This is a genomic window from Gardnerella sp. KA00390 (assembly GCF_049244075.1).
GTDB lineage: Bacteria > Actinomycetota > Actinomycetes > Actinomycetales > Bifidobacteriaceae > Bifidobacterium > Bifidobacterium vaginale.
The window spans coordinates 1,273,932-1,287,600 of record NZ_CP058372.1 but is presented as its reverse complement, the minus strand read 5'-3'; the positions used below and the strand labels follow the sequence as shown (position 1 = coordinate 1,287,600).

Below are 13,669 nucleotides of genomic sequence, written 5' to 3'. Positions count from 1 at the left end.
AACAGAGAGCAGCTACTTAGCGAAGGAGAAAAAATGAGCGAAAACGAAGACGACACAATGGAAAGCCAAGTATCGGCAAATCGCAGCCAAAAGTTGCCATTAAATCCAGTGATTGCAAACAACGATGATTCGCCCAGTGCTGCTTTTGAAGCTTACGACGCAGTGCCTGCGGCAAATAAAACTAAGGATGATAGTGCTGGCGATTCTACGGTTGCTGGCGATTCTTCTGCTGATTCTGCGGCTGCTGGCGATAATGCGCAAAACTTGTTCCCAATGCCAGATTTGCGTGAACGCGAAGACGGTGGTGCAATAGAATTTGAAGATGAAAAAGAAAACGTGTTTAAAGCCGCTAATCCGCAAACAGTAAGCGAAGAAGTGCGAACAAAGTCGCGTGAAGAATTCACAACAGTTTACGACATAATCGACACAATGGAAACCACATTAAATGAAGCAAAAGGCGTGCTGTTTTCTGCTGGAATGGCAAAGATTGATCGCGAAGAATTCGGCGACTACTTATCTAGGTTAAAAGACATGCTACCAGTGCAACTTGAGCGCGCGAGTGCATTAATGCGAGAGGCAGAGAGGCGCTTGCGCACAGCTCAGGCTCAAGCAAATTCAATCGTAAGCTCTGCGCAAAGCCAGGCTGCTCAGATGATTGAAGAAGCACAAGAGAGAGCTAAATTCTTGGCTGGGCAAGAAAACGTGGTCGCCATTGCAAGAAATCAGGCGCAAGGAATCGTAAACGAGGCGCAGGCAAAGGCTGATAAACTCACGCGTGGTGCGGATCAGTACAGTGCTACGGTTATGGAAGGTTTAAAACAGCAGTTAGACAAGCTAGAGCAGGATGTTCAGGCAGGTCAGCGAGTTCTAGAAGAACGCAGGCGTGCGGCGGCGCATGTGCAAGACGAGATTAACAGACAAGTTAATGGAGAAGTTGTAAACGAAAGCGAAGAAAGGAACTAAAAATGGCATCGCATCCCTCCCAGTCTTTATGGGCGGTACCAGTTGCGCAAATGGCGGCACGAGCAGGAAGTAGCATGCAATTGCATCGCGTGTTCCCGGCGCCAGAAGGTATAGGAGACAGCGTTATTGGCGTGAAGCCAGGGAGCGATGTTACAGTAGACGGCAACTTTGATTCCGTAGTGGATGGGCTTATGTTCCAGGGTACGATTACAGCGCGCGTACACGCAGAGTGCTCTAGATGCCTGATGCCGTTGCATAGGGATTGGAGCGTCGATGTGTGCGCGTTCTTTGCACAGGTGGAAAGCAAGGGTGGTGCGCGTTCCAATAATTCCAAATTTAATAGATCTAATGGCGATAATGATGATTTAGAAGATGCTGATATTTGGGACGAGGGCGACGATTCTGGAAACGTGTATCCACTGGTTGGCGGAGGCGACTTTGCTGATATCGAGGCATTGATTAGGGACACAATGGTTAGCGAGCTGCCGCTTAAACCTTTGTGTGAGCCAGATTGCAAGGGCCTTTGCTCGCAATGCGGAGAAAACTTGAACGAACATCCAGATCATCATCACGATATTACGGATATTCGGTTTGCGGCGCTTGAAGGACTTAAGCAAAAGCTTGAATCACAACAATCTGCCTGAATAAAATCCTTGTTTGTTGTTGTGTGAGGGCTGGGTGTTTCTTGTCTCACAACGCTCTGCCTATTACGTGTTGTCTGTTGTTGCGGTTGTTCCGTTTTGGCTTTGATTCTGTTTTTGGATTGAGGTTTGTTTGTAGTGGTTGATCATTTGGATTATTTGGTATCGGCTGCCGCTCTTATACTGTTCGACCAAGAATCACCCAGCCCTCTTACGTGCTTGAACAATTGCGTAGCTTTCATCACCGAGATTCTCGATTTTTCTTGCTCTCTCGGCGAGTCACCATTTCATGCTGAGGCTCGCCTCGCTAGCTGCGAAAAACCTCGAATCTCTACCTTACTTGCGCTTTGACTGAGCTTGAAATTGCATAACGCATTTCAAGCTCCTTCAAAGCGTGATTTGGCTCAAATGTAAAGTCCAGTGGACTTTACATGCCAAATCAGCCGAGCGGCTACTAATAGCCGCGAGGAATAGAGCGCTGTAACGCGCGAACGACGACCTGCCATGTAGTGTGTTTCTGAATAATGTATGGCGCTTGCTGTAATATACAGAACGCTTAAGCTCAATCGGTTGAACGAAATAGAGGAAAGATTATGGCACTGCCAAAGTACAAGACCTCGCGCGCTAATACTCATTCGCGTCGCGCCAATTGGAAGGCTTCTGCCGTGCAGACTATTACCTGCCCGAACTGCGGTTCGCCAGCGTTGTCTCACATGGCTTGCCCAACCTGCGGTAACTTCCGCGGTCGCGTGTATCGCGAAGCAATTCGCTCTGCGCACACCAAGTAGGTTGTATTTTAAAAGAACCCTGCCATCGACGGGTGGCAGGGTTCTTGTGTTTTTGCACGCTTTTATTGAGCTTGAAATTGCATGAGGTTGTAAATCAACGACTTCAACGCATGCGCTATAATGTTGAAAATATGAGTGGGAACAATACAAAAGATCAGCATGACATTCAAGATGATGTAAAAAATGACGTTCAAAATCGCAATTATCAGAACCCAAATCATCCAGAAAATGCTAGAACTAGCAGCATAGGTGTTACGCGTTCTAAAGACGGACATACTCATGATGGTGACCCTACTCAGGAGCTTTTACGCGCGCTCGGTACTACGATTTCGCCAGATTTACTTGTTGAGGCGCTCACTCATCGCTCGTTTTCGCACGAGCATCCAGGCACTAAAAACTACGAGCGTCTAGAGTTTTTGGGAGACGCTGTTTTGGAGCTTGTTTCTACAGAAACGCTGTTTTCTGCTCACCCAGATATGACGGAAGGTCAGTTGGCTAAGCTTCGCGCTAAGGCTGTTTCGGAGTGGGCTTTGAGCGCGGTTGCGCGAGATAAGTTGCACGTTGGACCGTATATTCTTTTGGGTCATGGCGAGATGGAGCATGGAGGCGCTCAAAAAGACTCGATTTTGTGCGATATTGTTGAGGCGCTTATTGGCGCGACTTTTGTTGAGCATGGCATTGACGAGGCGCGCGCTGTAGTGCATCGTTTGATTGACGACACTTTGGCGGAGGTTCTTACAGAAGGTCCTGCTCTGGATTGGAAGACTTCGCTTACGGTTTTGGCGCACGAGATGGGGCTTGACGAGCCGCAATATAGGATGTCGGTTTCTGGCCCAGATTATGCGCCCGTGTTCCATGCGCGCGCGGTTTTGGCACACGAAAGCGGCGACGAGCTGTTGGGTGAGGCGGATGGTTCTAGTAAGCGTAAGGCTCAGCTTGCTGCTGCAGATAAAGCTTGGCACGTGTTGGATAGAAGGCGTAAGTCTAGCGGAGAAAGCGGTAATTAGAGCTTTCTGATTGCTGTGATATAGGCGATTTGAGGCGGTTCTATGGCTAGCAGTCGTAATAATAATGATTTATTATTTGACGATGGTTTGGTATCGTCAACGGAAGCTTCCGACTTATCCGATCGGTATATTGATTATTTGCGTTCAAATAAAGGCCTTGGAAGTCGCACTCTTCTCGCATATAGGGTAGATGTCTTGCAATGCCTTGAATGGTGTGGTGTAAACGATCTTTCTGATTTAAATTCTGTGTCTACAAGCGTTCTGCGTCAATGGATGTATTGGCTTAATAAGAATCACGCGCGCTCTAGTTTGGCTCGCAAAGTAGTGGCTGTGCGCGGCTTTTTTGCGTGGGCTACGCACGTTGGTTTGATTAGCGCAAATCCTGCGCAAATTCTTAATACACCTAAAATTGTTAATGAGCTTCCTACGGTTTTAGACGAGGCGCAAGCGGAAAAGTTATTGGATTGTGCTGAGGATCGTTCTGAAGATTATGCTGTGGATAAGTCTCCAGAAACCGAGCATCAAGAAAATACACCACTAAAGTCGCAAATAAAAATGCGAATAAAATCTCAAACAAAATCTCAAACAAAAACGAAACAAGAGTATGTAATCGCACTCAGAAATGCTGCGATTTTAGAGCTTTTATATGCCACGGGCATGCGTGTGGGGGAGCTTACGGGTCTTAATGTGCAAGATATGGATTTTGAAAATCACACTGTAAAAGTTACAGGTAAGGGAAACAAGCAGCGTGTAGTACCATTCGGTGTTCCTGCTGCAAAAGCGTGTAAAAAGTGGCTTGACTGTGGGAGAAGTGCGCTGCAAGAAAAATCTGCCGCAAGCTCGCAAGCGCTGTTTTTGGGCGCGCGAGCAAAGCGCATTGACCAGCGCATTGTTAGGAGCATTGTTCACGAGGCTGCAGCTGCTGCAAACGTGCCAGACGTTGCGCCGCACGCGCTTCGCCACAGTGCTGCAACACATATGCTCAACGGGGGAGCGGACCTTCGCGAGGTTCAGGAGCTTTTGGGGCATTCGTCGCTTAACACAACGCAGCGCTACACGCACGTTTCTATTCAGGCTCTTAAACAGCGTTACTCGCAAGCCTTCCCGCGTGCGTAGATTTTGCGATCATCTATCATAATGTGAACCGCACTGAACTATTCTCATTATGTTTCCATCGATTCGGTAAACTATTCTGTTACAGTCATCAATCCGTCTACTCCAGTATCCAGAAAAATCACCTTTCAGAGGTTCTGGTTTACCTATGCCGTTATATCCGTTGCGATCAATATCTTTAAGAAGCTGAAGGATCCTCTTAAGAGTTTTCTTATCTTGCTTAGACCAGTACTCAAAGTCTTCCCACGCTTCATCTGTCCAGGCTTTAATCATCGAGCGGAACCTCGTGTATAGTGCCGCCTGTTTCTTCCATGTGTGCTATGGATTTTTTAAGACGACTTATATTCTCCGGATTGTAAAACGGATCTGCTGAAACTTCGAATGGTATTCTGTGTTCTCTTCCAACTTTCTTAGCAAATATTGTGAATGCTGCACTCATTGAAAGCCCTAGTTCTCGGCAAACATTTTCCATAAGTCGTTTATCGTCTGCATTTAGCTTGAAATTAATGTTCACTGTATTTGTTGTCATCTAAATTACCACCTTTCTAAATAAGATTTTAATAAAAATGCAATAAAAAATAAAGTATTTTTCTTTATTTTCATTTATACAGACAAGGTTTATACAGAGAATACAAAGATGTGATTTGAGTCACGTTTGGTGGCAAAATGGTGGCAAAATCGCGCAAAGTCAAAAATCTCGGAGCGTGCGTTGCGTGGCTAAATGTATAATCGATTTATAAGCTTGATAGGAGGGTAAAACAGTGGTTGATGATTCAAATAAGCCTGAATCAAGCGCATCATTGAATGAGAATGCAGCGAATCAAAACGACTCCAGCACGCCAGAATCCAGCGCGGCAGACGTTGAAATGAGCCAGTACGTGGCAGATCGCGCTCGCGTAAACGAAGATAAAATTCGCCAAGACGAGCAGATTGTTGCCGAATTTGGCGAGTACAATTACGGCTGGCATGATTCGGATGCTGCAGGCGAAGCTGCAAAGAAGGGCATTGACGAGTCGGTTGTTCGCGCAATCTCCGCAGACAAACACGAGCCAGAATGGATGCTAAACCTTCGTTTGCAAGGCTACCGCGCGTTTTTGCAAAAGCCGATGCCTGATTGGGGAGTGGATTTAAGCGGTTTTGACGCAGACGATTTTAAATACTACGTTCGTCCAGTTCACGATCAAGCGAAAACTTGGGATGATTTGCCAGAAGATATTCGCAAAACTTACGATAGGCTTGGCATTCCAGAAGCGGAGAAAAAGCGTTTAGTTTCAGGCGTTGCAGCACAGTACGAGTCGGAAGTTATTTACAATTCGATTCGCGAGGATTTAGCATCTCAAGGCGTGATTTTTGTTGATACGGATACAGCAGTGCAAAAGTATCCAGAGCTTGTAAAAAAGTATTTTGCAACTGTGATTCCAGTTGACGACAACAAGTTTGCGGCTCTTAACACAGCGGCTTGGAGTGGCGGATCGTTTGTGTACGTGCCAAAAGGCGTGCATGTAGATATTCCGCTTCAAGCTTACTTCCGCATTAACACGCCGAACATGGGGCAGTTTGAGCGCACGTTGATTATTGCAGACGAAGGATCGTACGTGCACTACGTTGAAGGTTGCACAGCTCCGATCTATTCCACGGACTCACTCCATGCTGCAAACGTTGAGATTGTTGTAGAAAAGCATGCGCGCGTGCGCTACACAACCGTGCAAAATTGGTCAAATAACGTATACAACTTGGTAACTCAGCGAGCTTACGTGCGCGAAGGCGGCACAATGGAGTGGGTTGATGGAAACATTGGCTCCAAGGCTACTATGAAGTATCCTGCATGCATTCTTGCTGAGCCGTACGCAAAAGCAGAAACCATGTCTTTGAGCTTTGCGGGCCGCGGTCAGTACCAAGATACGGGTGCGAAGATGATTCATTTGGCTCCGCACACGAGTTCTACGATTGTTGCTAAGTCGATTTCGCGCGGCGGTGGACGCTCTGCTTACCGCGGTCTTGTGAAGATTGTTAAGGGCGCTAGCGGCTCTAGCTCTTCAGTTGTGTGCGACGCGTTGCTTGTTGACGATTTTTCAAGGTCCGACACTTATCCGCATGTTGACGTGCGTGAAGATAACGTTTCGATGGCTCACGAGGCCACTGTTTCTAAGGTTTCTGAGGATCAGCTTTTCTATTTGATGAGCCGTGGGCTGGAAGAAAAAGAGGCTATGGGCATGATTGTGCGCGGCTTTGTGGAGCCGATTAGTCGCCAGCTGCCGATGGAGTATGCTCTGGAGCTTAATCGTCTTGTGGAATTGCAAATGGAAGGATCCGTGGGGTGATGAGCGAAGATCTGAAAAAGAATTTAGGCAATAAAATGACGGAAAAAGAAATTAATATTCCTGTAGCAGACCCTAATGATCCTTACGAGGTTCCTGCTGCAATGCCTTCTAGTGCAGATAAATCCGTGCGCTCTTTTAACGTGCAAGACTTTACGATTCCAACTAGGAAGCAGGAAGATTGGCGATACACTCCAGTTGAGCGAATTTCCGAGTTTTTTGATAGTTTTAAGCCATCTAACAACGTTGCTGTGGAGCTAAAAGGCGTTGATGGCGATTCGCATGTAACGATGCAAATTTTGCCTAAAAACGAGGCTCCGCATACAGATATGAAGCCTTCGGATCGCGTGGCTGCTGTTGCGTGGAATTCTGCAAAGTCGGCGTACGTTTTGCATGTTTGTGGCGAAGTTACAAAGCCAATAATATTGCAAATTCATGGGAATAACTTGCAATCGCTAGACGCTGCGAAATCTCTTGACGCTTTGCACTTAGTGATTGAAGCCGATTCCTGCACAAACGCGGATATTATTGTAGAGCACACGGGAGTTGCAAAGCTTGCTGAAGGCGTAGAAATCATTCTTGGAGATAACGCGCACGTTTCTACAACGTTCATTCAAGAGTGGGATTCAGGCAGCAAACACGTTGGAAATCATAGGATTCACGTGGGTGCTGGTGCGTCTCTTCGTCACACAATGGTCACGCTTGGCGGAGACGTTGTGCGAATCCGCATGGATCAGGATTTTGGTGGCGAAAAGGGCGATTTAAACATGCTTGGCATGTATTTTGTGGATCCAGGCGAGCATGTTGAGCATCGTACGATGGTTGTGCACAATCACCCAGAATGCAAGTCGCGAGTAGTGTATAAGGGCGCGCTTTACGGCAAAGGAGCGCATTCTACATGGGTTGGAAACGCGCTTATTAAGCCAGAAGCTCCGGGCACGGATTCGTACGAGTTGAACAGAAACCTGGTGCTAACTCCTGGCGCGATTGCTGATTCGGAGCCAAATCTAGAAATCGAAAATGGAAATATTATTGGCGCAGGTCACGCAAGTTCTGTAGGCAGATTCGACGACGAGGAGCTGTTTTACTTGCAATCTCGCGGAGTTAGCGAGGCGGATGCTAGAAAGCTTGTTGTGCGCGGATTCTTTAACGAACTTATTGAGGAGATTGGCGTGCCGCAAATCGTAGATCATTTGATGGCTGCGATTGAGAGGCGTTTAGCTAAGACGGAAGAATCGCAAGCAGCCGCAGAGTCTGTAAATGCGGAAAAATCGCCAGCAACCGAAGAATAGGAGATAGAAACATGTCAACTTTAGAAATTAAGGATTTGTACGCGTCTGTAGAAACAAAAGAAGGACGAAAGCAAATCTTAAAGGGTGTAAATCTTACAGTTAATTCTGGCGAAACGCACGCGATTATGGGTCCGAATGGCTCTGGAAAGTCTACTCTCGCATACACTTTGGCAGGTCATCCAAAGTACGAAGTGGATTCGGGTCAAGTGCTTCTCGACGGCGAAGATATTTTGAAGATGACTCCAGACGAGCGCGCAAAAGCTGGGCTGTTTCTTGCGATGCAATACCCGGTAGAGGTACCAGGCGTTTCGATGACGAACTTTTTGCGCACAGCAAAAACAGAAGTGAGCGGCGAGGCTCCGACTTTGCGCGCGTGGGTTAAAGAGCTTAACGAAGCAATGAAGCGCTTAAGAATGGATCCAAAGTTTGCGTCTCGCTCTGTAAACGAGGGATTTTCTGGCGGCGAGAAAAAGCGCGCGGAAGTTTTGCAACTAGAAATTTTAAAACCAAAGTTCGCGATTTTAGACGAAACTGATTCTGGACTAGATGTGGATGCTTTGCGAATTGTTTCGGAAGGCGTAAATCGTGCCAAAGAAAGCACTGGTTTAGGCATTATGATGGTTACGCATTACACGCGAATCTTAAAGTATATTAAGCCAGATATTGTGCACGTTTTTGCGCAAGGTCACTTTGTAAAGACGGCAGGACCAGAGCTTGCGGACGAGCTGGAAGAAGAAGGATACGACAAGTATTTGCCAGAAGGCGCCAGCGAATCTGCAATTGCTTGAATCGGTTTCTGTTATATAGCGCGTCGGTTGTTTTCCGCTTTTTGTTGTTGATTTTGCCGTTTCGAGCTACAAAATGCGTCAGTATCTCTCATGTAATGGCGTGTCTAAAGCCGCGAGTAAACTCGTCTAGGTTTGGCTAAATAAAACGGAAGAGGTTTGTAATGACTGTTCGCGGTGATATCAGAAATGTGGCAATCGTAGCGCACGTTGACCATGGTAAAACAACGCTCGTAAATGCCATGCTTCAGCAGTCGCACGTATTCTCTGAGCGAGAAGAAGTGCCAGACCGCGTAATGGACTCCAACGACCTCGAGCGCGAAAAAGGCATCACCATTCTTGCCAAGAACACTGCTGTACAATACACTGGTCCGCTCGCAGAAAAGTACGGTCACCCAGAGGGAATCACAATCAACGTAATTGATACCCCAGGTCACGCCGACTTTGGTGGCGAGGTAGAGCGCGGCATTTCCATGGTTGATGGCGTTGTGTTACTTGTTGACGCTTCCGAAGGTCCACTTCCGCAAACTCGATTCGTTCTACGCAAGGCTCTTGAGGCAAAGTTGCCAGTGATTTTATGCGTTAACAAAACGGATCGTCCAGACGCGCGTATTGACGAGGTCGTGAGCGAAGCTACAGATTTGCTTCTCGGTCTTGCACAAGACGTTGTTGAGGAAGGAATCGACCTAGATATTGATTCGCTTCTTGATTTGCCTGTGATTTATTGCGCTGCAAAAGCTGGCTATGCATCCTTGAATCAGCCAGAAAACGGCGGTTTGCCAGACAATGATAATTTGGAGCCGCTTTTTGACTCTATTATTTCCAACATTCCAGCACCAGAATACGAGGAAGGCGCACCTCTTCAGGCTCATGTTGCAAACATCGATTCCTCTGACTTCTTGGGTCGTCTTGGTTTAGTGCGAATCTACAATGGCACTTTGGAAAAGGGTAAGACTTACGGGCTTTCTCGTGTAGATGGCTCGATTGAAAACTTCCGCGTTTCTGAGCTTTTGCGCACGCAAGGCTTGGAGCGCACTCCTGTTGCATCTGCAGGTCCTGGAGATATCGTTGCAGTTGCAGGCGTTAATGACATTATGATTGGCGAGACGATTGTGAATCAGAATGATCCAAAGCCTCTTCCATTGATTCACGTTGACGATCCAGCTATCTCTATGACTTTCGGCATTAACGATTCGCCGCTTGCTGGCACAGAAGGCAAGGATCACAAGCTTACAGCGCGTATGATTAAGGATAGGCTTGATCGCGAGCTTATTGGTAACGTGTCTATTAAGGTTCTTCCAACAGACCGCCCAGATGCTTGGGAAGTTCAGGGTCGTGGCGAGTTGGCGTTGGCAGTTTTGGCGGAGCAAATGCGTCGCGAAGGCTACGAGCTTACAGTTGGTCGTCCTCAAGTTGTTACTAAGACGATTGACGGTCAAATTAACGAGCCTATGGAAAACACTACGATTGACGTTCCAGAAGAATACATGGGTACTGTTACGCAGCTTATGGCGGATCGCAAGGGTCGCATGGATTCTATGAGCAATCACGGATCTGGCTGGATTCGCTTGCAATTTACTGTTCCTTCTCGCGGTCTTATTGGTTTCCGTACAGCTTTGCTTTCTGCAACTCGCGGAACGGGTATCGCAAGCTCTATTTCTGCAGGATACGCGCCTTGGGCTGGTCAGATTGTAACTCGTCAAAATGGCTCTATGGTTTGCGATCGTAAGGGTGTTGCTACTCCTTATGCTATGCAGCGTTTGCAAGCTCGTGGCGTGTTCTTTGTGGATCCGCAAAGCCCTGTTTACGAAGGCCAAATCGTTGGTATTAACAATAAGCCAGACGAGTTGGATGTTAATATTACGCTTGCTAAGCATATGACTAATATGCGTTCTTCTACAGCAGATGTGCTTGAGACTTTGACGCCACCAATTAAGATGAGCTTGGAAGAGTCACTTGACTTTGCTAACGAAGACGAGTGCGTGGAAGTTACACCTGAGTCGATTCGCGTGCGCAAGATTATTTTGAGCCGTGATGAATGGTATAAGTGGCGTGCTAAGCAGCGTAGACAGAACAACAACGCTGCGTGATTGTTTAAAATATTTCTCAAAATGATGTTTAACATAAAGTCGCATTCTGTGCTATTTGCTAGCAAGTGTGCGGCTTCATGCGTTTTAGCGGTATTTTGCGCGGTTTTGGGCACTTTTGCGCATCGAATGGGCGCTATGTACGATTTTCCGTACGGGCTTATAATCGCGCTTTTGCTTGTTACTTTGAGCGCGTGTTTTGCTCGCATGCTTTGCGGCATGTTTGGTTTTATTTTGCACGCAATTGTGTGCTGTTCGGTTGTGTGGATGATTGCGCTTGGATTGTTTAGGATTTTTGGCGCGTTTAATGGCGTGCTAGTTGCCATTGGCTTTGGCGTGGATAATCTTCCGTGGATTGCGCAAAATGCTGGATATTTTTGGCTTTATGGTATTATCATCGCTCACGTAGTTTTGCTTTTTATCCCTAATAAATTCTTTGTTATCTCTGATGCTAAATAGTGGCGCTAAATAAGTGCTGCCAAATCAGTGTAAGGTAGTCTTAGTCTTATAGTCTTAGTCTTATAGTCTTAAAGTAGTTTGAGGAATAGTCATGAATAGCAATATAGTCATGAATAGCAATAAGAACAGTAATAATGCTCGTAAATTATGCTATTTAGGGCCAGAAGGTTCTTTTACTCATCAAGCGGCTTTAAAAGTTAAAGAGCACTGTAAATCGTTAGGTGCTTTGCGTCTTATTCCAACTGCGTGTGAGAATATTTGTAATATCGCTAGCAAAATTGAAGATTGTCACGATTTAGGTATTATTGCGTGGGAAAACAATATTGAAGGCGTAGTAATACCTAATTTAGATTTATTAATTGATGCAAAAAATATGGTTGGCATTGCGCGCGTGGGCGTTGATATAAGTTTTGATGCTGTTGTTTGCCAGTCGGATTCAATCGATAACTGTTCGACTATTGTTGCTCATCCTCACGCGTTGGCACAATGCCGTAAGTTTGCTCAAAAGCATGGATTGAAAGAAAAAACTGCGTCTTCAAACGCTGCTGCTTGTAGGGATTTAGTTCCTGGCGAAGTTGCTTTGTGCCCTAAAATTTGTGCTGATTTATACAATAGGCAGATTGTGAGCGAAGCTGTTGAAGATTTTTCTGGCGCGCGAACTGAGTTTTTAGTGTTAGCTCCTAGAGATGAGGCTTTAAGTTTTGTTAATATGCAGCGCGAAAGCTATTCATCTTTTTCTTCGATTATTGCTTTTATTCCGCGTTCTACAGGTGCTGGAGTATTAGCAAATTTGCTTGATGTTGTGCGCGATCATGGGCTTAATATGACTTCTTTTATGTCTAGGCCGATTAAAGGTCAGGATGGTTTATATAGTTTTATTGCAACTGTTGATTCTGCTCCTTGGGATTCTACGTGTAAAGCTATGATTCAAGAAGTTGTTAAACATGGTGATTGGGTTCGAGTTTTAGCAGTGTACCCTTCTGATAATCGCAAGAATCCAGTTATGAATGATTGGATGCTGCCAAATGGTGGAGTGTGCATTGAGGCTTCGGATGAGGCTTTGGCTGATGTTTTGAGTACTTTGAATGTAATGCGTGCAGAAAGAGAATTATTATGGTAGAAGATGCTGAATTTTCTCAAAAATTTTCTGTTGGTATTGTAGGACTTGGGCTTATTGGAGGTTCAATCGCAAAACGCTTGGCGGCGACTGGCTCTTGCAAAGTGTACGCGTATAATCGCCATCAAACAATGTATAAAGAGGCGAGGGCGCTTGGAATCACTTGCGTTGAAAGCGTTGCGGATCTTGCGCGCATGCAGCCAAATGTTTTGATTTTGTGCAATTCGCTTGCTGCTATGCCAGAAGTTCTTGGCGAGATTTCGCGCGGAATCAACAAGCAGCGCACTACTTTGACGGATGTTGGTAGCGTTAAGGGGCTTGTGCGCGAGCAGGTTAAGGCCGCGGGGCTTGGTGATTGTTATATTGGCGCGCATCCTATGGCTGGAAGCGAGTTTACGGGTTGGCAGGCGTCTAGCGCGCAGCTGCTGGACGGCGCGCTTTGGGCAGTTAGTGTTGATGAAAGCAGCGATTTCTGGCGATTTTTGGCGGTTTTGCGCGTTATTGTGGCGTTGTGTGGTAATCGCGCGCTTGTGTTGAACGATTCTATACACGATGCTTCGGCGGCGTTGATTTCGCACATGCCGCATGTTGTTTCTACAGCGCTGGCGAACGTTTTGTGTGGAAGCGAAAATCGCAATGTTGCGTTGCAAATGTCGGCTGGTTCTTGGCGAGATATGACGAGAGTTGCACTTACGGATCCAGATCGCACGCGTGCAATGGTTGCGGAAAATCGGCGAAATGTGGCGGATTTGCTTGGTAGTGTGATTGAGGAGTTGAGTTTTGCGAAGAAGATGATTGAGAGGAGCGATGGCGATTCGGCGGTTGCTTGCGATGAGCGCGATGAGTGTGATGAGCGCGCGTTTTTTGCTAAGGCTGATTCTTGGCGCGAGTACAAGTATAAGGAGCGCGCGGTTGCTTGCGATGAGTCGGCTAGCGATTTGCGCGAGCTTCGATTTGCGCTTGATTGTGCTGGTGATTGGCAAAGTCAGCTGATTCAAAGCGCGCAAAGCGGCGAGCAGATTGTTGGCGTGACGTTTAGCGACTCTGCGGTTGTTTGCGCATTACGCAACTCGAAGTGGTAGATTCGAGCGGCATATAA

Annotated in this window: 14 protein-coding genes; 12 read left to right on the top strand and 2 right to left on the bottom strand. The window is 46.5% G+C overall.

Annotation, left to right across the window (positions count from 1 at the left end; genetic code table 11):
• Window positions 1-33: 33 nt before the first annotated feature.
• The 5 genes from HXT53_RS05160 to HXT53_RS05140 all read left to right on the top strand — a co-directional run bounded on the left by HXT53_RS05160 (window position 34) and on the right by HXT53_RS05140 (window position 4,515).
• Window positions 34-963 (top strand): hypothetical protein, encoded by a 930-nt coding sequence (locus HXT53_RS05160; RefSeq protein ID WP_009994869.1) that lies wholly within the window; start codon window positions 34-36, stop codon window positions 961-963.
• 2 nt (window positions 964-965) lie between these two features.
• On the top strand, window positions 966-1,607 hold the full coding sequence (locus HXT53_RS05155) for a YceD family protein (protein WP_020760115.1): 642 nt from the start codon (window positions 966-968) through the stop codon (window positions 1,605-1,607).
• 590 nt (window positions 1,608-2,197) lie between these two features.
• Complete coding sequence (gene rpmF / locus HXT53_RS05150) at window positions 2,198-2,392, top strand: 50S ribosomal protein L32 (RefSeq protein WP_004113441.1); 195 nt, start codon at window positions 2,198-2,200, stop codon at window positions 2,390-2,392.
• Between the two features lie 110 nt (window positions 2,393-2,502).
• Window positions 2,503-3,399, top strand: coding sequence for a ribonuclease III (gene rnc / locus HXT53_RS05145; protein WP_004117354.1), 897 nt, complete (start codon window positions 2,503-2,505; stop codon window positions 3,397-3,399).
• A gap of 42 nt (window positions 3,400-3,441) precedes the next feature.
• Window positions 3,442-4,515, top strand: a complete 1,074-nt coding sequence (locus HXT53_RS05140; RefSeq protein WP_421780085.1) for a tyrosine recombinase XerC — start codon at window positions 3,442-3,444, stop codon at window positions 4,513-4,515.
• 9 nt (window positions 4,516-4,524) lie between these two features.
• Here the strand turns inward: HXT53_RS05140 and HXT53_RS05135 are convergent, their stop codons facing one another.
• Together HXT53_RS05135 and HXT53_RS05130 are read right to left on the bottom strand one after the other, a co-directional pair.
• Window positions 4,525-4,785: a Txe/YoeB family addiction module toxin gene (locus tag HXT53_RS05135; RefSeq protein WP_004113436.1), complete on the bottom strand. Its 261-nt coding sequence runs from the start codon at window positions 4,783-4,785 to the stop codon at window positions 4,525-4,527.
• The gene (locus HXT53_RS05130) at window positions 4,778-5,041 is read right to left on the bottom strand and encodes a type II toxin-antitoxin system RelB/DinJ family antitoxin (RefSeq protein ID WP_004113434.1); all 264 of its coding nucleotides are present in this window, start codon (window positions 5,039-5,041) and stop codon (window positions 4,778-4,780) included. Before HXT53_RS05130 ends, HXT53_RS05135 begins: the two co-directional genes overlap by 8 nt.
• A 232-nt stretch (window positions 5,042-5,273) precedes the next feature.
• Here HXT53_RS05130 and sufB point away from each other — a divergent pair, with 232 nt between their 5' ends.
• The 7 genes from sufB to HXT53_RS05095 all read left to right on the top strand — a co-directional run bounded on the left by sufB (window position 5,274) and on the right by HXT53_RS05095 (window position 13,652).
• Window positions 5,274-6,833, top strand: coding sequence for a Fe-S cluster assembly protein SufB (sufB, locus tag HXT53_RS05125; protein WP_004117361.1), 1,560 nt, complete (start codon window positions 5,274-5,276; stop codon window positions 6,831-6,833).
• Window positions 6,833-8,122, top strand: a complete 1,290-nt coding sequence (gene sufD / locus HXT53_RS05120) for a Fe-S cluster assembly protein SufD (protein ID WP_421780717.1) — start codon at window positions 6,833-6,835, stop codon at window positions 8,120-8,122. Before sufB ends, sufD begins: the two co-directional genes overlap by 1 nt.
• Before the next feature lie 11 nt (window positions 8,123-8,133).
• Window positions 8,134-8,910, top strand: coding sequence for a Fe-S cluster assembly ATPase SufC (gene sufC / locus HXT53_RS05115; RefSeq protein WP_004113429.1), 777 nt, complete (start codon window positions 8,134-8,136; stop codon window positions 8,908-8,910).
• Window positions 8,911-9,071: 161 nt separating this feature from the next.
• Entirely contained in the window at window positions 9,072-10,997 is a 1,926-nt protein-coding gene (gene typA, locus HXT53_RS05110) for a translational GTPase TypA (RefSeq protein ID WP_421780083.1), read from the top strand.
• 21 nt (window positions 10,998-11,018) lie between these two features.
• Window positions 11,019-11,453 (top strand): alcohol dehydrogenase, encoded by a 435-nt coding sequence (locus HXT53_RS05105; protein WP_101887676.1) that lies wholly within the window; start codon window positions 11,019-11,021, stop codon window positions 11,451-11,453.
• Between the two features lie 91 nt (window positions 11,454-11,544).
• Window positions 11,545-12,573: a prephenate dehydratase gene (locus HXT53_RS05100; RefSeq protein ID WP_101887675.1), complete on the top strand. Its 1,029-nt coding sequence runs from the start codon at window positions 11,545-11,547 to the stop codon at window positions 12,571-12,573.
• A complete protein-coding gene (locus HXT53_RS05095; protein ID WP_421780080.1) occupies window positions 12,567-13,652 on the top strand; it encodes a prephenate dehydrogenase in 1,086 nt (361 codons plus the stop codon). The genes HXT53_RS05100 and HXT53_RS05095 overlap by 7 nt, the downstream gene beginning before the upstream one ends.
• The last annotated feature ends 17 nt before the right edge of the window (window positions 13,653-13,669 follow it).

Bases quoted from the DNA above. Each gene is read 5' to 3' on its own strand.
- HXT53_RS05160 (WP_009994869.1), top strand. From the start codon at position 34: ATGAGCGAAAACGAAGACGACACAATGGAAAGCCAAGTATCGGCAAAT.
- HXT53_RS05155 (WP_020760115.1), top strand. From the start codon at position 966: ATGGCATCGCATCCCTCCCAGTCTTTATGGGCGGTACCAGTTGCGCAA.
- rpmF (WP_004113441.1), top strand. From the start codon at position 2,198: ATGGCACTGCCAAAGTACAAGACCTCGCGCGCTAATACTCATTCGCGT.
- rnc (WP_004117354.1), top strand. From the start codon at position 2,503: ATGCGCTATAATGTTGAAAATATGAGTGGGAACAATACAAAAGATCAG.
- HXT53_RS05140 (WP_421780085.1), top strand. From the start codon at position 3,442: ATGGCTAGCAGTCGTAATAATAATGATTTATTATTTGACGATGGTTTG.
- HXT53_RS05135 (WP_004113436.1), bottom strand. From the start codon at position 4,785: ATGATTAAAGCCTGGACAGATGAAGCGTGGGAAGACTTTGAGTACTGG.
- HXT53_RS05130 (WP_004113434.1), bottom strand. From the start codon at position 5,041: ATGACAACAAATACAGTGAACATTAATTTCAAGCTAAATGCAGACGAT.
- sufD (WP_421780717.1), top strand. From the start codon at position 6,833: ATGAGCGAAGATCTGAAAAAGAATTTAGGCAATAAAATGACGGAAAAA.
- sufC (WP_004113429.1), top strand. From the start codon at position 8,134: ATGTCAACTTTAGAAATTAAGGATTTGTACGCGTCTGTAGAAACAAAA.
- typA (WP_421780083.1), top strand. From the start codon at position 9,072: ATGACTGTTCGCGGTGATATCAGAAATGTGGCAATCGTAGCGCACGTT.
- HXT53_RS05105 (WP_101887676.1), top strand. From the start codon at position 11,019: ATGATGTTTAACATAAAGTCGCATTCTGTGCTATTTGCTAGCAAGTGT.
- HXT53_RS05100 (WP_101887675.1), top strand. From the start codon at position 11,545: ATGAATAGCAATATAGTCATGAATAGCAATAAGAACAGTAATAATGCT.
- HXT53_RS05095 (WP_421780080.1), top strand. From the start codon at position 12,567: ATGGTAGAAGATGCTGAATTTTCTCAAAAATTTTCTGTTGGTATTGTA.